This window comes from Rhodococcus sp. DT1 (genome assembly GCF_049844875.1).
GTDB lineage: Bacteria > Actinomycetota > Actinomycetes > Mycobacteriales > Mycobacteriaceae > Rhodococcus.
On sequence record NZ_JBNCLW010000001.1, the window covers coordinates 241,053 to 262,689 of the forward strand.

Sequence of the window (21,637 nt, forward strand, 5' to 3'; positions counted from 1 at the left end):
CCGTACTTCAATCATTACAAGGATGGCAATACTTGAATGTTCGGGCTCGACCGGTGATACTCCCTGTGATCGTCGTCACGATGCATCGTGTTCGAGTGTGGGAATCGTTTCTGCGCGGCGAGAGCCGTCATGCACCGAAAGCACCCGGATTTCCTGCCCACCGACCCGCGCACCGTGTGCCTCATCCCGGCTGTTCCGTCTCCATCGAGAGGTCCCCATGTTCCGACACAGACGTTTCCTGCCCGCGGTAGCCGCGGCATGCGCCGCGGCGCTGCTGCTGACCTCGTGTGGCGAGTCGAGTTCCGACGCGGGCGCGTCGACCACCGAGGCGGGTGACCCGGTCTCGGGCGGCTCGCTCACCGTCCTGCAGACCGGCGAGCCACGTTCGCTCGATCCTGCGGCCCTGACCAACTATTGGGCGTTCCAGCCCACCCTCGGCAACGCGCTGTACGGAACATTGATGATCAACGATGTCGAGTCGCTCGACATCGAGTACAAGATGGCCACCGACTTCTCGACCACCGACGGTGGAGCCACGTTCACTCTGAAACTCCGGCCCGACCTCGTGTTCACGGACGGCACCCCGCTCGATGCTGCTGCGGTGAAGTTCAACTGGGATCGCCTCGTCGATCCGGCCCTGGGCTCGACGTCCGGCCGGTGGGCGGCCCAGATCGCCGAGACGCGTGTCGAAGATCCGACCACACTGCAGATCACGATGAGATCCCCCAACCCGCACTATGCGCAGTCCATCGTGGGGAGTTCGCTGAACTGGATCGCGTCGCCGGCAGCATTGGCCAAGGGGCCGGGCGAGTTCGATGCGAACCCTGTCGGTGCGGGTCCCTTCACCCTGACATCGTGGACGCGCCAGGATGCGATCGAACTGACCAAGAACCCCGATTACTGGGACGCGCCGAAGCCGTATCTGGACACTCTCACCATCCGGACCGTGAGTGACACGAACCAGCGCGTGAACGCGATGACGACCGGCGCCGCAGATCTGGCGTCCGAAACGAACTGGGCGAGCCTGAACAAGGTCGAAGCCGCAGGGCTCAACACCGAGGTCGTCCCGACAGGTGGCGGGCAGTTCGTGGGCATGAACTTCGCACGCGCTCCCTTCGACGACGCACGTGCACGCCGGGCGGTGTCCCTCGCTGTGGACCTCGATGCGATCAACACGGCCGTCTACAACGACGAAGGTCAGATCCCGGAGACTCTCTTCGAGGAGAGCTCACAGTTCTTCAGTGACATCCCGCTCAAGGAAACCGACCCGGCCGCCGCGCAGAAACTGTTCGACGAGTTGGCCGCCGAAGGCAAACCCGTCTCGTTCACGTTCTTGTCCTACCCGACGACGGAGAGCCGGACGCTCGGCGAGGCTCTGCAGGCACAGCTGAGCGCGTTCCAGAACGTCGAGGCGAAGGTGGACGTCGTCGACTATGCCCAGGCAACGGCCCGCACCGGCGCACGCGACTTCGACATGCTCATTTCGTCGGCCGTCATCCAGGATCCCGACAACCCGCTGTGGCTGGCCTTTCACAAGGACTCGTCCGGCAACACAGTCGGTGTCGACGACGCGGAACTCAACGCAGCACTGGACGCCGGCCGCATCGGTGTGACCGTCGAAGAGCGCACGGCGGCCTACGAAACGGTCCAGGAGCGCCTGGTCGAGCTGAATCCGGGCATCTGGTACTACCGCGCGGTGCCCGCAGTCGTGTGGGGACAGAACGTGCAGGGAGTCGACGTCTACGCACTCGGATCGCCGTTGCCCGAGGAGATCTGGGTCACCGAGTAGTCCCCATCGCTACCGCACCGGCCAGAACCAATGACAGGAGCAAACAAAAGTGACAGTGAACTGGCGAAGAATGCCACGTCCATTGCTGGTGGCCGTCGCATCGGTCATGGTGGCAGCCGGTTGCGGTAGCGGCGGGGCGTCGGGGAACGACGGCGCCGGGTCCGAAACACCGGTCCGCGGCGGCGAACTGGTGATGGCCGTCAACGTCGAGGGCCAGACGATGGACCCGGTCTGGTGCGCAACCCATGCGTTCGACCGATGCCTGCCCGTATTCGGAACCCTGCTCCGCTTCGACACCGAGGAAGAACAGTTCGTACCCGCGATGGCGTCGTCGTTCGAGTCGGAGGACGGCATCACCTGGACCCTGACACTGCGCGACGGTGTGCGATTCAGCGACGGCACACCGTTCGACGCCGACGCCGTCGTATTCAACTGGGACCGCGTCAAGGACCCCGCGAATCTCTCGCCGTCCGCCCGGATCGCGGCGCCGCTGACCTGGAGGGTGATCGATCCGCTCACGGTCGAGGTGGTCTCGGGCGAACCGAACTACCAGTTGCCGTGGGCGCTTGCGCAGGGGATGGGCATGATCGGGTCACCCACCGCCATCACCCAACTCGGCGCCGACTTCGGCAACGCCCCGATCGGCGCCGGCCCGTTTCTCCTCGAGAAATGGACACGCAACTCCGAGGCCAGGTTCACGGCCAACCCCGAGTACTGGGACGAAGGCGCGCCGTACCTCGACAGCTTCGTCCTGAAAGTGATCGGCCAGGACGATCAGCGCCTCAACGCCTTACGATCCGGAGAGATCGACATCAACTGGTCGCTGCTCTCCAAGGACGCCAGAGCGGTCGAAGCCGAGGGATTCACGGTCCATGCGCTGCCACTGGTCGGGGGAACGGGACTGAACTTCAATTTCGAGGACCCGGACCTCAAGGACCCGCAACTCCGGCTCGCAGTGCTGAAGACGTTCGACAGCGCGCAGATCAACAGCGCCGTGTACCCCGGCGACGACCCCGTGGACGCATTTCTGTTCCCGGACAGCGCGTATCGCGACGACGATTTGGGCACCTTCCCCGAGAAGAATCTTCCCGAAGCGCAGGCCCTGCTCGACGAGTACCTGGCGAAGACCGGGAAGAGCGACCTCACGTTGCGGCTGAGCACGTTCGCCGGCCTGCCCGCGCTCGAGCAGGTCGCCCAGCTCATCCAGTCGCAGGTGCAGCAACTCGACGGCGTGCGAGTCGAGATCGACTCGATGGATTACGCAACCCTGCAAGGTGTTCTACGTTCGGGCCGATACCAGATGGGGATCGCCGCGACGTTGTCGCAGCATATGGACGCCATCTACGACACGTTCCACTCGGACGGCACGAACAACATCACCGGGTACTCGAATCCGAAGGTGGACGAGGCTCTCGACGCGAGCCGGGCATCGAAGGATCCGGACGTGGTCGCCGAGGCGTACAGGGTGATCAACGGTGAGATCTCCAACGACGCGCCGCTGCGGAACTGGCGCTACCAGACCGGGTACATCTTCACTCCGGGATACGTGCAGGGCCTGGTCCTCACGGGCACTCTCAGCGGCGCAGGGGTCTACCTCGATCGGGCGTGGGTCGACAAGTAATCCTCCACATTTGCCGCGGTGTGCGGCGGGCACGGCCGTGACCTACGGCCGCGCCCGCCGCGACTCGGCACACCGAACGAACGGGGTTGATCGAGCGTGGGCGTCATCGTCAGACGAAGTGCGGTACCGATAGGGAACTTCCTGCTGCTGATCTGGATGGTCAGCGTGGCGGTGTTCCTGTTGCTGGAATTGATCCCCGGCGATCCGGTCGACAGTCTGGTTCCACCGGGTGCGAGCGACGAGATGCGCGAACTCGCCCGCGCGAGTTACGGTCTCGACGATCCGCTGATGGAGCGGTACCTCTCGTGGATCGGTGGCGTGCTCCAGGGCGATTTCGGGCGTTCGTTCACCACCCAGACGGATGTGCTGGCCTCGATCGCCGAACGTGCTCCGGTATCGCTGGAACTCGCGATCTTGTCGATGTTCGTCGCGCTCGCGGTGTCGATCCCCGTCGGTGTCTGGTCGGCCTACCGCCCCGGGGGCCGTCTGGACCGGGTCGCGACGGCGTTGACCTCGGCGACACTGGCCGTGCCGTCCTTCGTTCTCGGCATCCTCCTCGTGTTCGTCTTCGGCGTGCAACTCGGTCTGCTCCCGACACTCGGCTGGGTGCCGTTCTCCGAGGATCCCGTCGAGCACCTCTCGCACATCGCCCTTCCGGTCCTGACCTTGGCCGCGGGCGAATGTGTGCTGTTCACGCGGCTTCTCAAAGGCGACATGATGGCGACCCTGCAACAGGATCACGTCCTCTCGGCGCGCGCCCGGGGATTGCCCACGTCGCGGATCCTCGTCCGGCACGCGCTGCGGCAGTCGTCCTTCTCACTCGTCACCGTGTCCGGTGTGGTGATCGGCCGGCTCATCGGGGGCACGGTGATCGTGGAACTGATCTTCTCTCTGCCGGGGATGGGCAGCCTCGTCGTCAATTCGATTCTCTCGCGCGACTTCATCGTGGTGCAGGCGGTCGTTCTGCTCAGCGCGCTGCTCTACCTGTCCATCAATACCGTCGTCGACCTGGCCTACCCGCTGCTCGACCCGAGAGTACGGAAGGTGAGTGCCTCGTGACCGATGTCATCCGGCAGGACAGCACCGGCACCGCGACGGAACATCTCCCGCCGACCGACGTCCCTCCCGCCCCCCGGAAGGCCGCGCGCAGACGGGGACGCGACTACGGCGCGGTACTCGGTGCGGTGTGGATCGCTGCCGTGGTCGTCGCCGCCCTGGTCGCGGATTGGCTCCCGATGCCCGACCCCAACGAGATCACCGACGACTTCAGCGCCCCACCTTCGTGGGGATCGCATCTGCTGGGAACCGATTCGCTGGGACGAGACATCTTGTCGCGGTGCATCCACGGTGCCAGGGTGTCGATGGCGGTCGCGATCGGCGGTACCGCTATCGCGATGGTCATCGGAGTCGCGGTGGGCATGGTCGCCGGTTATTTCCGTGGAGTGACGGACCGGATCGTGTCGCTTCTCGTCAACTTCCTGCTGTCCTTCCCTGCCCTGATCTTCCTCATCGCGCTGGTAGCGGCTCTCGGGCCGGGCCTGCCGACATTGGTCCTCGGCCTCGCGTTGCTGGGTATACCGAACTTCGCACGCGTGGCACGAGCCAACACCATGGCGTTCGCAGAGCGCGAATTCGTCACCGCGGCAAAGGCGCTCGGGGCCGGACCGTGGCGTGTGCTGCTGCGGGAGTTACTCGCCAACGTGATGCTTCCCGTCATGTCGCTTGCCCTGGTGGTGATGGCCACCCTCGTGGTCGCCGAAGGCAGCTTGAGCTTCCTGGGACTGGGGGTGCCGCCACCGACGCCGAGCTGGGGCGGGATGCTCGCCGCGGGACGTGAATCACTCAGGGAATACCCGCATCTCGTGTTGATTCCGTCGTTGTTCTTCTTCTTGACCGTGTACTCGTTCAACAAGCTCGGCGACTGGATGCGGGGCCGGATAGGCAGGGAGTCCTCCATATGACCGAGGTAGGGGAGATGACGGCGGACGCCGCCGCCGAGAATCCGGGTGTCATGTCATCCCGCGGTGCGCTGCTCGAGGTGCGCGGGCTGCGGGTGTGGTTCGACACGCCGCGAGGTCAGGTCAGGGCCGTCGACGGCGTGAACCTGCGCGTCGAAGCGGGACGGACACTCGGCATCGTCGGCGAGTCGGGTTCCGGAAAATCGGTGCTCTCACGCGCGATCATGAAGATCCTGGCTCCCAGCGCGCGAGTCCTGCCGGGCAGCGAGATCCTGCTCGACGGAGTCGACCTCGCCACGGTCTCACCGAAGCGGAACAAGCACTTGTGGGGCGTGGATCTGGCGATGGTCTTCCAGGACCCGATGACCTCACTGACACCGGTCCTCACCATCGGACAGCAACTCACGGAAACACTGCGTTTCCACCTCGGCCTCGACCGCCGGGCAGCGAAGACCGAGGCGATCCGGTTGCTCACGCAAGTCGGCATACCGGAGCCGGCCACGCGGTTCGGCCGGTACCCGCACCACCTGTCGGGGGGAATGCGGCAGCGGGTGACGATCGCACTGGCAATCGCGTGCTCACCGAAGTTACTCATCGCCGATGAACCCACCACCGCGCTCGACGTCACCGTGCAGCAGCAAATCCTCGATCTGCTCGGCGATCTGCAGGCGACGACCGACATGGGCATGATTCTCATCACGCACGACCTCGGAGTCGTGGCAGGACGCACGGATTCCATCGCGGTCATGTATGCGGGAAAGGTCGTCGAGACCGGCCCGACGCGACAGTTGTTCTCCCACATGCGCCACCCCTACACCCGGGCGTTGATGGACGCGATCCCGCGTCTCGGCGATCCGAGCCACACCCGACTGCCGTCCATCCCCGGGCGGCCGCCCACCGTCATCGACCCGCCCGCGGGGTGCAGCTTCGCGCCGAGATGCCCGTCGGCGCAGGCCCGGTGCCTGGTGGACACGCCCCGGCTCGAGGCCGCAGACGACTCACCGCAGCATTCCGCCGCCTGTTTCTATCCACTGGGCACGCCTGCCGGTGACACCGCACGAGAAGCCAACGCCTCCGCCGGTGTGACGGCGGCCGGGACCCGAATCGATTCCAGGGACGTGATCTGATGGCCGGCAGTGGAACTGCGCATCTGCGGGACGACCAGGACGTGGTGCTCAGCGTCCGGAACCTCACCGTCGAATATGCAGGCAAGGGCAACGAGCGGGTCTTCGCGGTCTCGGACGTGAGCTTCGACGCCAGACGAGGAGAGACAGTCGGCCTGGTCGGGGAATCGGGATGCGGTAAGTCGAGCGTGGCGAAGGCGATCCTGCAACTTCCGCCTCCCACATCGGGTTCGGTGGTCGTGGACGGATCCGAGATCGTCGGTCTCAGAGGCTCCGCACTTCGTGCGCACCGCCGGAAGCTGCAGATGATCTTCCAGGATCCGATTTCCTCTCTCAACCCGATGCGCAAGGTCAAGGACATCGTGGCCGAAGGCTTGCGGATCCAGGGCGGCGCGCCGGCAGAGGAAATCGAGTCTCGCACCCGGGCGATGATCGAACGTGTGGGTCTCGACCCGGATACGGCGTCGGATCGGCTGCCCCACGAATTCTCCGGAGGACAGTGCCAGCGCATCTCGATCGCGCGGGCGATGGTTCTCGATCCCGAACTCGTGATCTGCGACGAGCCGGTATCCGCGCTCGACGTGTCCGTCCAGGCCCAGATCATCAACCTGCTCGAAGACATGAAGACCCGGTACAAGCTCACTCTCGTCTTCATCGCGCACGACCTCGCGGTGGTGAAGAACGTGAGCGACCGTGTCGTGGTGATGTATCTCGGCAAGGTGTGTGAGGTCGCAGCGTCCGACGAACTGTTCAGCGCACCCGCGCATCCGTACACGCGCGCTCTGATCAGCGCCGTTCCCGAACCCGATCCCGAGGCGCCGGTGCAACGCACGGCACCGGCCGGAGATATCCCGTCACCTGTCGATCCGCCGAGTGGATGCCGGTTCCGCACCAGGTGCCCGTCGGCCCGGGACACGTGCGCCGCCGAGGAACCGTCGATTCGCGAGATACGTCCGGGCCATTTCGTGGCATGCCATTACCCGGAGGGCGTCTCGTCGGAGACCGACCGTGCCGCGGGGGTCGGCGTCGCTGCCGGACAGCGGGAAGATCAGCGCGCCGTCCACCCGCCGTCCACGACGACGGTCTGACCGGTGACGTAACTACCGGCGTCACCGGCGAGCCACACGATCGCGCCGACGATGTCGTCGGCGGTTCCGTCCTTCGGGAGCGGAGTGTTTCTCCGCAGGTATTCGGAGGCGCGTTCACTGTCGTAGAGCGGCCCGGTGATTTCGCTGCGAAAGAAGCCGGGCGCCACCGTGTTCACCCGGATCGAGTGTCGCGCCCACTGGACGGCGAGCTCGGCCGTCAGACCGGACAGCCCGAGTTTGCTTGCCGCGTAAGAAGCCTGGGGGATACCCGGGACGCCGACTCGTCCACTGATGGACGAGACGTTCACGATGGAGCCGCGTCCGGCAGCGCGCATGTGCGGGAACACGTCCTGTGCGAGGCGGAACGGCGCCAGCAGGTTGAGGTCGAGGGTACGGCGCATCGCGTCGAGCGGTTCCGACTCGGCCCGCTCCTCCGTGAACATGCTTCCGGCTGCATTCACGAGGATTTCGGGGGGTCCGAGTTTCTCGGCCACGGCCGGCACGACTTGTCCGATCGCGTCGAGATCGGTCAGGTCGGCGGCCACCGCGAAGCCGCCGATCCGTTCGGCGAGTTCTTCGAGACGGTCTTTCCGGCGGGCCACGACGGCAACCTCGGCGCCCAGTCCCGCGAGGGTTTCCGCGACGGTCGCGCCGAGTCCGGAGGACGCGCCGGTCACGATCGCGACCCGGCCTTCCAGGCCGAACATTCGTGTGACGATCTCGCTGTTCAACGCCACGGGGCGCTCCTCGGGTTCGGGGGTGGATCGATGTACGAGCAGAGTGTCACGTCCGGTCCGGCGCGGGCCGCCGGTGTGCGTGGACGAGTTCGCACAACCCGGCGCGCTGGATCTTGCCCATGGCGTTGACGGGCAGGCAGTCGATCCGGCTCCAGATCTCGGGGACCTTGTACGGGGAGAGTTCACTTCGGCACAACTCGGTGAGCGCGTCGAAATCCGGTTGTTCTGAGGAACTTTCGATGACCGCGGCGACACGCTGGCCGAGCCGGTCGTCCGGCACCGGGTATACCGCGACCTTCGTGACGTCGGGATGGGTGGCGATGACGCGCTCGACCTCGAGCGGGTAGACGTTCGCTCCGCCGCGGATGATGACGAGTTTCTTACGGTCGACGACGGTGAGCCAGCCGTCGGCGTCCACGGTCCCGATGTCGCCGGTCGGGACGGTTCCGGGTTCCGGCGGCCGGATGTTCCCGTCCTCGAGGTAACCGAGCATCGGCGTCCATGCGTGTGCCCAGTGTCCGGTTGTCGCGCCGGTCAGCCGCAGTTCACCCGGCTCACCGGGAGGAAGGCGGCGACCGTCGTCGTCGTACGCGCCGACGTCGTACTGGGGCAGTACCTGTCCGCTCGTTCCGGCTCGCCATGCGGTGCCGGGTGGGTCGATGGACACGACGGTGGGTGCTTCCGTCAGACCGTAGGTGACGCGCGGTATCAGGCCGTGTGCGTCGGCGAAGGATCGGCGCAGGCCGTCGGGGGTGTCGCTGCCGCCGCTCCACACCTCGCGCAGCGAACCGAGATCCAGGTCGGGTCGCGCGGCGAGATCGTAGAGCTGGGCCGGGGCGCCGTTCCATACGGTGACGCGGCGGGAAGAGATCCAGTGTGCGACACCCTCGAGGTCGCGCCGGTTCATGATCACGGCGCACCCGCCCGCCTGTGCGGTGAGCAGGGTGGAGAGCACCATGAGATTGAGAATCGTCAGCGGGAAGCTGTCTCCCTTGCGAAGTTCCCGGCCCCAGCCCCGGGTGGCGACCAGCACTGCTCCGGGCAAGAGAAGGTTGCGCTGGCTGTGCACGACGGCTTTCGGTGTCCCGGAAGTCCCGCTGGTGAAGGCGATTCCGGCGGGCTGATCGAGATCGTGGGTGAGGGGCGGGTACTCGTGGTCGGCGGCGAGGAGGTCGGCCCAGCGATCGGGGCCGACACACCGCGACCCGCCGGCCTTGTACTGGGGTCCGGCGAGCACCACGGCCGGCGCGCAGATGTCGTGCAGGTTCTGTTGCTCTGCGGCGGAGAGTGCTTCGCCGATCCCGGCCCAGACCGCGCCGACGCGTTGTGCTCCGTGGAAGGCCGCGACGATGTCGAGGTCGTTGGGCAGGCACGCTGCCACCCGGTCGCCGGGCCGGACGCCGAGTGTCCACAATGCCCCTGCGGCGCGTCGGGCCTGGTCGTCGAGTTCGGCGTACGACCACACTCCCGAGGCGGCCTCGATCGCCGGTGCGTCCGGGTGGGACGAAAGGGCGGAGTCGAGCACCGTGTCGATCGTGCCCGAGAGGGCGCTGGTTCTGTCCACCACCCAGTCATACCACTATCCTTGTAAAGATTCATCTGATAGTTTTGCGCCGTTCCCGGAAGGCCCGCGCGCCGGGGAATCCGACCCGACGCAGCAGCGAGGTTCTGTCGATGAAACACCGAGGTCCCCTGTCAGGAGTGCGAGTCGTCGACCTGACGGCGATGGTGATGGGTCCGTACTGCACCCAGATCATGGCCGACATGGGGGCGGACGTGGTCAAGATCGAACCCCCCGCGGGCGACAACACCCGCTACATCTCGGTGGGCCCCGAGCCCGGGATGGGCGGTGTCTTCGTCAACGTCAACCGCGGCAAACGAAGCGTCGTACTGGATCTGCGCACCGACGAGGGCGCGTCGACGCTCCGGGAGTTGATCGTCGACGCCGATGTGTTCATCCACTCGATGCGTGCGACCGCCGTAGCGGGTCTCGGATTCGGATACGACGATGTCGCGGCACTCAACCCGTCGATCGTCTACACCAACTGTTACGGATACGGGCGCGGCGGACCCGACTCGAACCTCACGGCCTACGACGACACGATCCAGGCGGAATGCGGCTTGCCGTCGGTGCAAGAGCAGTTGACCGGTGAGGCGGGGTACGTGGGCACGATCATCGCCGACAAGGTCGCCGGGATGACAGCGCTCTACGCCACGATGATGGCCCTTTTCCATCGTGAACGGACAGGGGAGGGGCAGGAAGTCGAAGTAGCCATGTTCGAAACCATGGCGGCCTTCATGCTCGTCGAACACGGAAACGGCGCGATGTTCACACCGCCGCTGGGTCCGGCTGTCTACCCGCGCGTCGTCGCACGGAACCGAAAGCCGTACCGCACCAAGGACGGCCGGATCTCGGCGCTCGTCTACAACGACAAGCAATGGGCGGCATTTGTCGACGCCGTGAAACCGGAATGGGCCGGCGAACACTTCGCGACTCTCGAACAGCGGGCGCGTCGGATCGACGAGGTCTACGAACTTCTCGGCACGACGTTCGAGGAGCGCACGACGCAGGAATGGCTCGATCTCCTGCGGTCTCGTGATATCCCCGCCGCTCCGGTGCGAACGCTGGACGAACTGTTCGACAATCCGCATCTCGAACAGACCGGCTTCTTCGACGACGTCGACTCTCCGTACGGGCCGGTCCGCTATCCCGGGCCGCCCACCTGGTTCTCGCGTACACCCGGACGCATCGCGGGACCGGCGCCCCGGCTCGGCGCCGACACCGCCGACGTCCTCGAGCAACTCCGGCGTGCCGCCGAACCCTGTTCGCGTGCAGGGGATGCCGACTCGAACGGCACCCGCGGAACGGAAGGCACATGACACAGGTTCGTACCGACGCGGCTATCGATGTTCGCGAATTCCTCCGCCCGGGGGACCACATCGTCGTCGGCCAGGCGTGCGGTGAACCGTCGAGCGTGCTCGAAGCGCTGATTGCGCAGGGCCGCGACGTCGGCGATCTGACGGTGTTCGTCGCGACCAGTTTCTCGGGAATCTTCACCCCCGAATCGGCCGAGAGTTTCGCGCTGTCCAGCATGGGCGCCATCGGCGCCCTGAGGTCGATGAGCAAGGCGCACCGCCTCGACGTGATTCCGTGCCACGTCAGTCAGGTCGGCCCGATGATCGAGGCGGGAATCATCGGTTGCGACGTGGCATTCGTTCAGGTCGGTCCCGCCGACGGCGAGGGCAACCACAGTTTCGGTCTTGTCAGCGACTATGTGCAGGCCGCCGTCGCGCGGGCGCGGGTAGTGGTCGCCGAGGTCAACGATCAGGTGCCGTTCACCTTCGGCGAGATGCTCCCGGAGTCGAGAATCGATTACGCGGTGCACGTCTCGCGCCCACCTGTGCAGGTGCCGCCGGGACGGATCGGCGAGACCGACGAAGCGATCGCCCGGCACGCCGCCGAGTACATCGGTGACGGCGCGGTCCTGCAGATGGGGGTCGGCGCCGTTCCGGACGCCGTCCTGCGCCTGCTCTCCGACCGCAGGGATCTCGGGGTGCACTCCGGCATGCTGGGCGACGGACTCGTCGATCTCGTCGAGTCCGGCGCGCTGACCAACGCCCGCAAGAAGATCGACCGGGGGGTGTCGATCACCGGCGCTCTGATCGGCACCGATCGGCTCTACGGATTCGCGCACCGCAACCGGGAGATCCGGATGTGCACGACCTCGTACACCCACGACGCCGGCGTGCTGGCGCAGTTGGAGAACCTGGTGACGATCAACTCCGCGATGGAGGTCGACCTGACCGGGCAGGTCAACGCGGAACAGAGCGGGTCCGCGTACCTGGGCGGCACGGGTGGGCAGGTGGATTTCGTGCGTGCGGGCGCACGTTCGCCGGGAGGCCACGCCATCATGGCGCTGCCGGCGACCGCGAAGAACGGCACCGTCAGCCGGATCACCGCCGCGCTCTCGGGCCCGGTCACCACCGCGAGAAGCGAGGTGGACGTGGTCGTCACCGAATTCGGAGCCGCAGAACTGCGTGGACGAACGCTGGCCGAACGAAGCAGACGGCTGATCGCCATCGCCCACCCCGACTTCCGCGACGCGCTCGACCGTGAGGCACACGTGATCCGACAGAGAGGTTTCTGATGAGCCGAGTTGTCCGATGACCGGGGATCCGGCGAACGCCGCAGTGTTGTTCGATGCCCGGGACGACGGCATCGCCGTCATCACGCTGAACCGGCCGGAGACGCGCAACTGTCTCACCGCGGAGGTGCGCGCGGGGTTGTACGCCGCATGGGACCGCTTCGAGAACGATCCCGGCCTGCGGGTCGCCGTCCTCACCGCGGCAGGGGACAAGGCGTTCTGTGCGGGTGGCGATCTCAAGGAGATGGTCGAGACGGGGATGACGGTTCCGCCCCGCACGCTGATTCCGGTCCCGTACGACACGGTCGAACTGTCGAAACCCACGATCGCGGCGGTCAACGGGGCCGCGTTCGCCGGGGGCTGGCTGATCGCGCAGTCGTGCGACCTGTGTGTGGCGAGTACCGGTGCGACGTTCGCGGTGACGGAAGTGAAGGTGGGCAGGAGCTCACCGTGGGCTTCTCCACTGATCCACATGATCCCGCAGCGGATCATGATGGAGATCCTCCTGACCGGAAAACCGATCACCGCGCAGCGGGCGTACGAGATCGGATTGGTCAACAGGCTCGCCGAGCCCGGAGACCTCCTCGCGACGGCACTCGGCCTGGCGGGTGAGATCCTCGCCGGCGCACCCCTGTCGGTTCGTGCGGCGCGGGAGACCGTGATGCTCTCGACGGAGATGGGACGCTCGGCTGCGCTGGTCGCCGCCCGGCACGCGTCCGAGCTTTGCTACAACAGCGAGGACGCGCAGGAAGGGCCGAGGGCGTTCGCGGCCAAACGTGCGCCCCAGTGGCGGGGCCGCTGATTCAGTGCGGTGGCGGGGCCACTGATTCAGTGCGGTGGCGGGGCCACTGATTCTGTGCGGTGGCGGGGCCGCTGATTCCGCGCAGTGGCGGGAGACGCGGGGACCACGACGGCGAGGGCCCGCCCGGATCACTCCGGGCGGGCCCTGCTGTTCGACCAGTGGTGTTACCGCATGCGACGGCGACTGACGATGTCGCGCACAAGGATGAACACGATCACCGCAGCGAAACCGATGAGGTAGAGGTCCTCGACGCGGCCGGTGTGGTTGCCGATCATCATCAGGAGGAGGAACGCGGCGAAAATCCAGCCTGCGGCACGGAACGCGCGCGGTGCTTCACCACTCCAGCCCCACTCCGCCGAGGGCACCTCCGCCACCGTTCTGTCATGAATGGACTCCAGCTCGGTACCGGCCACCGTTTCCTCCTGCTTGCCAGTTGGTCCTGTTGCCGCTAATCGTGACATACGACCGCCCGTCGTATGAAGTGGGGGCGCTCTCACGGCAAGTCCGGTACGACCCGTGACCACCGGTTCATGACGTGGACACCGCCGTCGGGAACAATGCATCCGTGGCCGAAGCAGAGAACTCCTCCCGTACACGCGTGCTGCTGCTGGGCAGCACCGGCTCCATCGGGACCCAAGCGCTCCAGGTGATCGACGCGAACCCCGACAAGTTCGAGGTGGTCGGCCTCGCCGCGGGCGGTGGCAACATCGACCTGCTGGCGGAGCAGATCCGTCTGTTCGGTGTCTCCGAGGTCGCGGTCGCCGACCCCGCCGCCGCGTCGCGCCTCGACCGTCCGGTGCGCAGCGGCCCCGACGCGGTGACCGCGCTCGTGCGGGAGGTGGAAGCCGACGTGGTGCTCAACGGGCTCGTCGGCTCGCTCGGGCTCGCGCCGACCCTCGCGGCTCTCGAGACCGGGGCGCGCCTCGCGCTGGCGAACAAGGAATCGCTCGTCGCCGGTGGTGCGCTCGTGACGGCAGCGGCCGCTCCGGGCCAGATCGTGCCGGTCGATTCCGAGCATTCGGCGATGGCGCAGTGCCTGCGCGGCGGCACTGCCGACGAGGTGGCCCGTCTGGTGCTCACCGCGTCGGGTGGGCCGTTCCGGGGCTGGACGGCAGATCGTCTCGAGTCGGTCACACCCGAGCAGGCCGGCGCCCATCCGACGTGGTCGATGGGCCCGATGAACACCCTCAATTCCGCGACGCTCGTGAACAAGGGGCTCGAACTCATCGAGGCGCACCTGCTGTTCGGTATCGCCTACGACCGGATCGACGTCACCGTCCATCCGCAATCGATCGTGCATTCCATGGTGACCTTCACCGACGGGTCCACGCTCGCCCAGGCCTCGCCGCCGTCGATGACTCTGCCGATCGCGCTCGCGCTCGGCTGGCCGCACCGTGTCGCGGAGGCGGCTCCGGCGCTCGATTTCTCGACGGCGTCGACATGGGAGTTCGAGCCGCTCGACAACGCGGTGTTCCCTGCTGTGGAACTCGCACGCGCCGCGGGAAGCCGCGGCGGCTGCCTGACCGCCGTGTACAACGCGGCGAACGAGATCGCCGCCGAGGCGTTCCTCGCGGGACGGCTCTCGTTCCCCCGGATCGTGCAGACCGTCGAGGCCGTGCTGGACGACGCCGACGAGTGGTCGGCGCAACCCAGTACCGTGGACGATGTGCTCGCAGCCGACGGCTGGGCCCGCAGCCGGGCGCGCACACTCGTCGACTAGGAGGATCGGCCACACATGATGTTCGTATTGGGCGTTGTGGTTTTCGCCTTTGGCATCGCCGCCTCCATCGCCCTGCACGAGGCCGGCCACATGTGGACCGCGCAGAAACTGGGCATGAAGGTTCGGCGCTACTACATCGGCTTCGGGCCGCGCATCTTCGCCTTCCGCCGCGGCGAGACCGAATACGGTCTCAAGGCCATCCCGGCCGGAGGTTTCTGCGACATCGCGGGCATGACCGCCCTCGACGAACTCGCTCCCGACGAGTACGACCGCGCGATGTACAAGCAGAAGACGTGGAAGCGCCTGGTCGTCATGGCGGGTGGCATCGGGATGAACTTCGCGCTGGGCATCGTCCTGATCTATGTCCTCGCCGTCGCGTGGGCGCTGCCGCAACTGCATCCCAAGGCCACCGTCGCGGAGGTGTCTTGTGTGGCACCCAGCCAGGCGGGGGCGGACGGCGACTACGCGCTCGCCCCGTGTACCGGCACCGGGCCTGCGGGTGAGGCGGGAATCCAGCCCGGTGACGTGATCGTCGCTGTGGACGGCCAGGAGGTCGAAGGGTTCTACGCGCTGGTCGAGGCGACACGCGCCGCCACGGGTACCGTGGACTTCACGGTCGAGCGGGGTGGGGAAACCCTCACCGTGCCGGTGACCGTCGAACAGGTGCAGCGGTACGTGGAGAACACCGCGACCGGGGAGATCACCTCCGAGACCGTGGGCGCGATCGGCGTGACGGGAGAGGAGAACCGTCCGACCGAGTACAACGCACTCACGGCGATTCCGGCGACGTTCCAATTCACCGGCGACCTGGCCGTGATCACTGCCCAGTCGCTCATGGATCTGCCCAGCAAGGTGTCGGATCTGTGGACTGCGGTGACAGGCGGTGAGCGCGCCATCGACACCCCGGTGAGCGTGGTCGGTGCCAGTGTCATCGGCGGGCAGTTCGCGGAGCGCGGGATCTGGCAATCCTTCGTCCTGCTGCTCGCGCAGCTCAACTTCTTCCTCGGTGCCTTCAATCTCCTGCCGCTGCTTCCGCTCGACGGTGGGCACATGGCCGTGGCGATCTACGAACGCATCCGCAACTGGGTGCGCGGATTGCGCGGGCTGCCGGAAGGAGCGCCCGTCGACTACATGAAACTGCTTCCGCTGACCTACGTCGCCGTCGTGATCGGTGGCGCGTTCATGGTCCTCACCCTCACCGCCGACATCATCAACCCCATCCAGCTGTTCTGACCTGCGCCGCTAGAATTGCCGGGTAGCTACGAAAGAAGGCGAACTGTGACCAGCCCCGTCGGATTGGGCATGCCCGAACTGCCCGCGGTCCTCGCGCCGCGACGCAAGACACGCCAGCTCATGGTCGGCAATGTCGGTGTCGGAAGCGATCACCCCATCTCGGTGCAGTCGATGTGCACCACCAAGACCCACGACATCAACGCCACGCTTCAGCAGATCGCCGAGCTCACCGCCTCGGGCTGCGACATCGTGCGTGTTGCCTGCCCTCGGCAGGAGGATGCCGACGCTCTCGCGACCATCGCGAAGAAGAGCCAGATCCCCGTGATCGCCGACATCCACTTCCAGCCCCGGTACATCTTCGCCGCCATCGACGCGGGATGCGCCGCGGTGCGGGTCAACCCCGGCAACATCAAGGAGTTCGACGGTCGCGTCAAGGAGGTCGCGAAGGCGGCCGGCGACGCGGGCATTCCGATCCGCATCGGCGTGAACGCCGGTTCCCTCGATCCGCGCCTGATGCAGAAATACGGCAAGGCGACGCCCGAAGCGCTCGTCGAGTCCGCGTTGTGGGAGGCGGGCCTCTTCGAGGAACACGGCTTCGGCGACATCAAGATCTCGGTCAAGCACAACGATCCGGTCGTGATGGTCGAGGCCTACCGTCAGCTCGCCGCCCAGTGCAACTACCCGCTGCACCTCGGTGTCACCGAGGCCGGACCGGCCTTCCAGGGCACGATCAAGTCCGCGGTCGCGTTCGGCGCGCTGCTGAGCGAAGGGATCGGCGACACCATCCGCGTATCGCTGTCCGCTCCGCCCGCGGAGGAGATCAAGGTGGGCACGCAGATCCTGCAATCGCTGAACCTGCGCCCCCGCAAGCTGGAAATCGTGTCGTGCCCGTCGTGCGGGCGCGCACAGGTCGACGTCTACACGCTGGCCGACGAGGTCTCGGCTGGGCTCGAGGGGATGGAGATCCCGCTGCGCGTCGCAGTGATGGGCTGCGTCGTCAACGGTCCGGGTGAAGCCCGCGAGGCGGATCTCGGTGTGGCGTCGGGTAACGGCAAGGGCCAGATCTTCGTCAAGGGCAAGGTCATCAAGACGGTGCCGGAAGCGCAGATCGTCGAGACGCTGATCGAAGAGGCGATGCGGATCGCCGAGGAGATGGAAGGCGACGCCGGAGCCGGAAACCCGGTCGTGTCCGTCGGCTGATACCCCGATTTCCCTGAGCGGGTGACGCGTGGCACCCTGATCTCGTATCGGCTTGTCGACGGGTGGTGAGCGAGTGCTCAAGCTTCTGGGTGTCCGGTCGCTGGGTGGCCGTGATACGGCCTCGGTGTTGCGGGTGCTCGCGAGAGACCCTGTGGCGTCGTGCATGGTGGCGGGTCGCGTCGAGGAGTACGGTCTCGACGGTCGTGCTGTCGGCGGCGACATGTGGAGTCGCGGCGGGCCGGAGTCCTCACTCTGCTTCGCCGGCGCAAACCTCATACCCCTGCTCGGGAACCCCGACGACATCCAGGCGTTCGCCGAGCGAGCCGTCCGCGGGCCGCGTCTGTGCTCCTCGATCGTGGGCCGCGCCGAGTTGGCGCTGCCGATGTGGGAAGCACTCGAATCCGCGTGGGGGCCTCCGCGTGAGGTTCGCGCCGAGCAACCGCTGCTGGTTCTCGACCGGGAACCCCGCATCGATCCCGATCCGCGCGTCCGGCGGGTGCGCCCGGAAGAGCTCGACGCCTATCTCCCCGCCGCCATCTCGATGTTCATCGAGGAGGTCGGAGTCGACCCGCGTCTCGGCGACGGGGGAGCGGGATACCGGCGAAGGGTCGCGAGCCTCATCGCCGCCGGACGCGCCTGGGCGCGCTTCGAGGACGGCCGGGTCGTGTTCAAGGCCGAGGTAGGGTCACAGTCCTCGACGGTGGGCCAGATCCAGGGCGTGTGGGTCGACCCGGACAAACGCGGCGCCGGTCTCGGTGCCGCCGGAACGGCCGCGGTCGGCGCAGCCGTCACCGCGACGGGGCGTCTGCCGAGCCTGTACGTCAACAGCTTCAACACCCGGGCGCGCGCCACGTACGAACGCATCGGTTTCCGCCAGGTCGCGACATTCACGACCGTGTTGCTCGACTGACGCGCCTCGGCCGATTCGGGCGCTCGTCCGCTTACCATGACGGGCGATGAGCCCTCGACGTTCACCTCTGGCGCCCGCGCGGCCCGGTCGTGTCGCCGTCGTCGCGGTCTGGGTGGCGACGGCGCTGCTGTGCGGTCTTCTCGTCGCGTGCACGCCCGGCGTCACGGGCCCCCAAGCCGCCGCGCAGCTTTTTCTCGACGACTTCGCGGCGCAGGACTTCGCCGCAGCGGCCGCGCATTCGGACCGGCCGGACGAGGCCGAGGGCGCACTGGGCGAGGCATGGGACGGGCTGCAAGCCGAATCCCTGGTGGCGACCACCACCTCCACGCGCATCGACGGAGATTCCGCGACCGTCGGGTACAGCTACGAATGGCACCTGCCGCGAGAGAGGGTGTGGCAGTACACGGGTGAACTGCATATGGGGCGAAGCGGCGAGCAGTGGTCGGTCCGATGGGCGAAATCGGCTCTCCACCCGCAACTCGGCAACCGCCAGACCATGCAACTGCGCAGCACTCCGGCCCCGCGCGCCCGCGTCAACGAGCATGCGGGCAGCGACGTGCTCGTCCCGGGGACCGTGTACGGCATCGCCTTCGATGCGACGCAGAACAGAGACGTCTCGTCCGCGGCGAAGGCTCTGGCCGCCGCGCTCGTGCAGTTCGACTCGTCGCTGAGTGCTCAGGCGATCGCCGAATCGGTGACCGCGGTGTCCGGCCCTCGGTCGGTGATGCGGCTCGCGGAGGACGACTACGAACTCGTTGCCGGCCGTCTTGCCGCGATACCCGGTGTGGTGGTGACCGAACAGTCCGATCTGGTCTCGACGGATCGTGCCTTCGCGCCCGACCTCGTCGGGCAGGTGAAGAAGGCGGTGATCGGCGACCTCGACGGGACCGCGGGGTGGAGCGTCGTCATCGTCAACCAGTACGGCGTCGACACCGATGTGCTCACCGAGACGAAACCCATGCCGGTGCCGTCGGTCTCCATCAGCCTCGACCGTCCGATCCAGGTGGCCGCGCAGAATGCGGTCGGCGCCCGGACGGAGCAAGCAATGACTGTGGTCATCGAGGCCTCCACCGGCGCGGTGCTTGCGGTGGCGCAGAACTCCGCTGCCGACCGCGACGGACCGGTGGCGCTCGCAGGGCAATACCCGCCCGGCTCCACATTCAAGATCATTACATCGGGCGCCGCCATGTCGAGCGGTCTCGCACTGCCCGACACCATCGTTCCGTGCCCGGGACGCATCACCATCGGCGACCGCAGCATCCCGAACTACAACGAGTTCGCGCTCGGCTCGGTCACACTCGCCACCGCCTTCGCGAGGTCGTGCAACACCTCGTTCGCCAAACTCGCCTCCGAGATGGAATCGGATGCGTTGCACACCGCCGCCGGGCGATTCGGCATCGGCGTCGACTACGAGGTGGTCGGCATGCCGACATTCACCGGGTCGGTTCCGCCCGCGGACGATCTGGTCGAACGCACCGAGGACGGATTCGGGCAGGGCAAGGTGGTCGTCAGCCCGTTGGGGATGGCGCTCGCCGCCGCGACCGTCGCGAGCGGGCGCACACCCGTCCCGTATCTGATCGAAGGCCGGGAGACGGTCGTGCAGGGTGATCCCGCTCCGGTTTCTCCGGAGGTGGTGGCGGGCCTGCGCGACATGATGCGCCTGGTGATCACGAGCGGCACCGCCGACCGCATCCGGGACCAAGGCGACGTGTACGGCAAAACCGGTGAGGCAGAGGTGGAGGGCGGTTCGCACTCCTGGTTCGTCGGCTACCGGGGTGACCTCGCGTTCGCGACCCTCGTGGTGCGAGGAGGCAGTTCGGACAATGCCGTCGCGGTCACGCGCGACATGTTCGCCGCGTTGCCTCCCGGCTACCGGGACGACGGAGCCTGATCGTCAGTCGACGGGTGGCTCCGCCGGTGCAGACGTCCGGTGCGTCATCCCGCCGTATCGTGCCAGCAGGCGGGTGGCGACCCACAGCAGTGCGCCGATTCCCAGCAGGACGCCTGCGATGCGGTATTGGGTGCCCGGTCGATCCACCAACGGGGACACGAGGAACAGGCAACTCGAGGCACCGATGACCGGCAGCACCGTGGGCGCCCGGAAATGGTTGTGGTCCACGTGATCACGGCGCAGGACCAGCACGACCACGTTGACGATCGTGAACACCATGAGGAGAAGCAATGCCGTCGTGCCGCCGAGTTCGGGGATCTCCCCGACGAACGTGATGAGCCCGACTGCGAGCAAGGAGGTGAAGGCGATCGCCACGTAGGGCGTGCGCCGCGTCCGGTGCACCTTGCCCAGCGCAGCGGGGACCACACCCTCGTGCGAGATCCCGTAGAGGAGGCGGCTCGCCATCAGCATGTTGATCAGGGCGGTGTTGGCGACCGCGAACATCGTGATGAACGCGAAGATGCCGAGGGGGAAGGCCGGCGCACCCGCTTCGACGACCCGCAGCAGCGGTGTCTCGCCCTCCCCGAGGAGGTCGGGGGGCACCAGTGCCACCGACGTGATGGAGACCAGCACGTAGATGAGCGCGGTGATGCACAGACCGCCGAGCAGGACCTTCGGGAAGATCCGCGTCGGGTGTTTGCACTCCTCGGCCATGTTCACGGAATCCTCGAATCCCACCATGGCGAAGAACGCGAGAGCCGTGCCCGCGACCACCCCGGTGAAGACGGAGCGATCACCGGTATCGATCTCGACCACTCGCGAGAAGTCACCGGTGCCGAACCCGAGCGCCCACATCCCGATGAAGATGATGATGAGCAGGCCCGAGAGTTCCACGACGGTGAGCACGACGTTCGTCTTGACGCTTTCGCTGACCCCGCGCACGTTGATCACGGCGACCGCGACAATGAACCCCAGCGCCACCACGGTGATCCCGATTCCGCCCGCGAGGTCGAGCTCGAACGCCTCCCCGAAATTCGCCGCGAACGCCCGTGCCGCTGTCGATGCGGAGGTGATACCGGATGCCATCACCGTGAACGTGACCATGTACGTGAGGAAGTGGATCCCGAAAGCTTTGTGCGTGTACAGCGCGGCACCCGCGGCGCGCGGATACTTCGTGACCAGTTCGAGGTAGCTGAACACGGTGATCGTGGCGACGACGAACGCGGTCAGGAACGGCAGCCAGACGACTCCGCCGACTTCGTTCGCGACGTTGCCCGTGAGTGCATAGATCCCTGTGCCGAGAATGTCTCCGACGATGAACAGGAGCAGCAGACCCGGCCCCATCACACGTTTGAGTTCGGGCGCTGCGGTGGTCTCCGGCATCGAACGCTCCTTCCCGATGCCCGACCGATCCGGAAC

General features: G+C 66.7%; 18 protein-coding genes. 14 read left to right on the forward strand and 4 right to left on the reverse strand.

Annotated features, from left to right (window positions below; all coding sequences use genetic code 11):
• Window positions 1–217: 217 nt before the first annotated feature.
• The 6 genes from ACLQ3J_RS01100 to ACLQ3J_RS01125 all read left to right on the forward strand — a co-directional run bounded on the left by ACLQ3J_RS01100 (window position 218) and on the right by ACLQ3J_RS01125 (window position 7,580).
• On the forward strand, window positions 218–1,789 hold the full coding sequence (locus ACLQ3J_RS01100) for an ABC transporter substrate-binding protein (protein WP_425901949.1): 1,572 nt from the start codon (window positions 218–220) through the stop codon (window positions 1,787–1,789).
• A gap of 70 nt (window positions 1,790–1,859) precedes the next feature.
• Window positions 1,860–3,410 (forward strand): ABC transporter substrate-binding protein, encoded by a 1,551-nt coding sequence (locus ACLQ3J_RS01105; protein ID WP_425901950.1) that lies wholly within the window; start codon window positions 1,860–1,862, stop codon window positions 3,408–3,410.
• A 96-nt stretch (window positions 3,411–3,506) separates the two neighbouring features.
• Window positions 3,507–4,469 (forward strand): ABC transporter permease, encoded by a 963-nt coding sequence (locus ACLQ3J_RS01110; RefSeq protein ID WP_425901951.1) that lies wholly within the window; start codon window positions 3,507–3,509, stop codon window positions 4,467–4,469.
• Entirely contained in the window at window positions 4,466–5,371 is a 906-nt protein-coding gene (locus ACLQ3J_RS01115) for an ABC transporter permease (protein ID WP_425901953.1), read from the forward strand. Before ACLQ3J_RS01110 ends, ACLQ3J_RS01115 begins: the two co-directional genes overlap by 4 nt.
• Complete coding sequence (locus tag ACLQ3J_RS01120) at window positions 5,368–6,495, forward strand: ABC transporter ATP-binding protein (RefSeq protein WP_425901955.1); 1,128 nt, start codon at window positions 5,368–5,370, stop codon at window positions 6,493–6,495. The genes ACLQ3J_RS01115 and ACLQ3J_RS01120 overlap by 4 nt, the downstream gene beginning before the upstream one ends.
• Window positions 6,495–7,580, forward strand: coding sequence for an ABC transporter ATP-binding protein (locus ACLQ3J_RS01125; protein WP_425901957.1), 1,086 nt, complete (start codon window positions 6,495–6,497; stop codon window positions 7,578–7,580). Before ACLQ3J_RS01120 ends, ACLQ3J_RS01125 begins: the two co-directional genes overlap by 1 nt.
• On the opposite strand, the gene ACLQ3J_RS01130 is transcribed toward ACLQ3J_RS01125, so the two are convergent.
• Complete coding sequence (locus ACLQ3J_RS01130; RefSeq protein WP_367113049.1) at window positions 7,541–8,317, reverse strand: SDR family NAD(P)-dependent oxidoreductase; 777 nt, start codon at window positions 8,315–8,317, stop codon at window positions 7,541–7,543. The genes ACLQ3J_RS01125 and ACLQ3J_RS01130 overlap by 40 nt on opposite strands.
• Before the next feature lie 46 nt (window positions 8,318–8,363).
• Window positions 8,364–9,881, reverse strand: coding sequence for a class I adenylate-forming enzyme family protein (locus ACLQ3J_RS01135; RefSeq protein ID WP_425901958.1), 1,518 nt, complete (start codon window positions 9,879–9,881; stop codon window positions 8,364–8,366).
• 110 nt (window positions 9,882–9,991) lie between these two features.
• Between ACLQ3J_RS01135 and ACLQ3J_RS01140 the strand changes: the two genes are divergently transcribed.
• Genes ACLQ3J_RS01140 through ACLQ3J_RS01150 form a run of 3 tightly spaced genes read left to right on the forward strand, consistent with a single transcriptional unit; the run spans window position 9,992 to window position 13,264 of the window.
• Window positions 9,992–11,197, forward strand: coding sequence for a CaiB/BaiF CoA transferase family protein (locus ACLQ3J_RS01140; RefSeq protein WP_425901959.1), 1,206 nt, complete (start codon window positions 9,992–9,994; stop codon window positions 11,195–11,197).
• Window positions 11,194–12,465 carry an acetyl-CoA hydrolase/transferase family protein gene (locus ACLQ3J_RS01145; RefSeq protein WP_296550869.1) on the forward strand — a complete coding sequence of 424 codons (1,272 nt, stop codon included), beginning with the start codon at window positions 11,194–11,196 and terminating at the stop codon, window positions 12,463–12,465. The genes ACLQ3J_RS01140 and ACLQ3J_RS01145 overlap by 4 nt, the downstream gene beginning before the upstream one ends.
• A gap of 16 nt (window positions 12,466–12,481) precedes the next feature.
• Window positions 12,482–13,264, forward strand: a complete 783-nt coding sequence (locus tag ACLQ3J_RS01150) for an enoyl-CoA hydratase/isomerase family protein (protein ID WP_425901961.1) — start codon at window positions 12,482–12,484, stop codon at window positions 13,262–13,264.
• Window positions 13,265–13,428: 164 nt separating this feature from the next.
• On the opposite strand, the gene ACLQ3J_RS01155 is transcribed toward ACLQ3J_RS01150, so the two are convergent.
• Window positions 13,429–13,677, reverse strand: a complete 249-nt coding sequence (locus ACLQ3J_RS01155; RefSeq protein WP_296550871.1) for a DUF2631 domain-containing protein — start codon at window positions 13,675–13,677, stop codon at window positions 13,429–13,431.
• Window positions 13,678–13,862: 185 nt separating this feature from the next.
• On the opposite strand from ACLQ3J_RS01155, the gene dxr reads away from it, so the two are divergent.
• The 5 genes from dxr to ACLQ3J_RS01180 all read left to right on the forward strand — a co-directional run bounded on the left by dxr (window position 13,863) and on the right by ACLQ3J_RS01180 (window position 20,218).
• Window positions 13,863–14,984 (forward strand): 1-deoxy-D-xylulose-5-phosphate reductoisomerase, encoded by a 1,122-nt coding sequence (dxr, locus tag ACLQ3J_RS01160; protein ID WP_378528294.1) that lies wholly within the window; start codon window positions 13,863–13,865, stop codon window positions 14,982–14,984.
• Window positions 14,985–14,999: 15 nt separating this feature from the next.
• Window positions 15,000–16,217, forward strand: a complete 1,218-nt coding sequence (locus ACLQ3J_RS01165) for a M50 family metallopeptidase (RefSeq protein ID WP_169620569.1) — start codon at window positions 15,000–15,002, stop codon at window positions 16,215–16,217.
• 45 nt (window positions 16,218–16,262) lie between these two features.
• Complete coding sequence (gene ispG, locus ACLQ3J_RS01170; RefSeq protein ID WP_169620570.1) at window positions 16,263–17,417, forward strand: flavodoxin-dependent (E)-4-hydroxy-3-methylbut-2-enyl-diphosphate synthase; 1,155 nt, start codon at window positions 16,263–16,265, stop codon at window positions 17,415–17,417.
• 73 nt (window positions 17,418–17,490) lie between these two features.
• Window positions 17,491–18,327, forward strand: coding sequence for a GNAT family N-acetyltransferase (locus ACLQ3J_RS01175; protein ID WP_169620571.1), 837 nt, complete (start codon window positions 17,491–17,493; stop codon window positions 18,325–18,327).
• 46 nt (window positions 18,328–18,373) lie between these two features.
• The gene (locus ACLQ3J_RS01180; RefSeq protein ID WP_425901962.1) at window positions 18,374–20,218 is read left to right on the forward strand and encodes a penicillin-binding transpeptidase domain-containing protein; all 1,845 of its coding nucleotides are present in this window, start codon (window positions 18,374–18,376) and stop codon (window positions 20,216–20,218) included.
• A 3-nt stretch (window positions 20,219–20,221) separates the two neighbouring features.
• Here ACLQ3J_RS01180 and ACLQ3J_RS01185 read toward each other — a convergent pair whose 3' ends face one another.
• Window positions 20,222–21,601 (reverse strand): APC family permease, encoded by a 1,380-nt coding sequence (locus ACLQ3J_RS01185; RefSeq protein WP_169620573.1) that lies wholly within the window; start codon window positions 21,599–21,601, stop codon window positions 20,222–20,224.
• Window positions 21,602–21,637: the final 36 nt, after the last annotated feature.

Excerpts from the sequence above, each read along its gene's own strand:
- ACLQ3J_RS01120 (WP_425901955.1), top strand. The coding sequence starts at position 5,368 with ATGACCGAGGTAGGGGAGATGACGGCGGACGCCGCCGCCGAGAATCCG.
- ACLQ3J_RS01100 (WP_425901949.1), top strand. The coding sequence starts at position 218 with ATGTTCCGACACAGACGTTTCCTGCCCGCGGTAGCCGCGGCATGCGCC.
- ACLQ3J_RS01125 (WP_425901957.1), top strand. The coding sequence starts at position 6,495 with ATGGCCGGCAGTGGAACTGCGCATCTGCGGGACGACCAGGACGTGGTG.
- ACLQ3J_RS01150 (WP_425901961.1), top strand. The coding sequence starts at position 12,482 with ATGACCGGGGATCCGGCGAACGCCGCAGTGTTGTTCGATGCCCGGGAC.
- ACLQ3J_RS01145 (WP_296550869.1), top strand. The coding sequence starts at position 11,194 with ATGACACAGGTTCGTACCGACGCGGCTATCGATGTTCGCGAATTCCTC.
- ACLQ3J_RS01105 (WP_425901950.1), top strand. The coding sequence starts at position 1,860 with ATGCCACGTCCATTGCTGGTGGCCGTCGCATCGGTCATGGTGGCAGCC.
- ACLQ3J_RS01140 (WP_425901959.1), top strand. The coding sequence starts at position 9,992 with ATGAAACACCGAGGTCCCCTGTCAGGAGTGCGAGTCGTCGACCTGACG.
- ACLQ3J_RS01185 (WP_169620573.1), bottom strand. The coding sequence starts at position 21,601 with ATGCCGGAGACCACCGCAGCGCCCGAACTCAAACGTGTGATGGGGCCG.
- ACLQ3J_RS01165 (WP_169620569.1), top strand. The coding sequence starts at position 15,000 with ATGATGTTCGTATTGGGCGTTGTGGTTTTCGCCTTTGGCATCGCCGCC.
- ACLQ3J_RS01180 (WP_425901962.1), top strand. The coding sequence starts at position 18,374 with ATGAGCCCTCGACGTTCACCTCTGGCGCCCGCGCGGCCCGGTCGTGTC.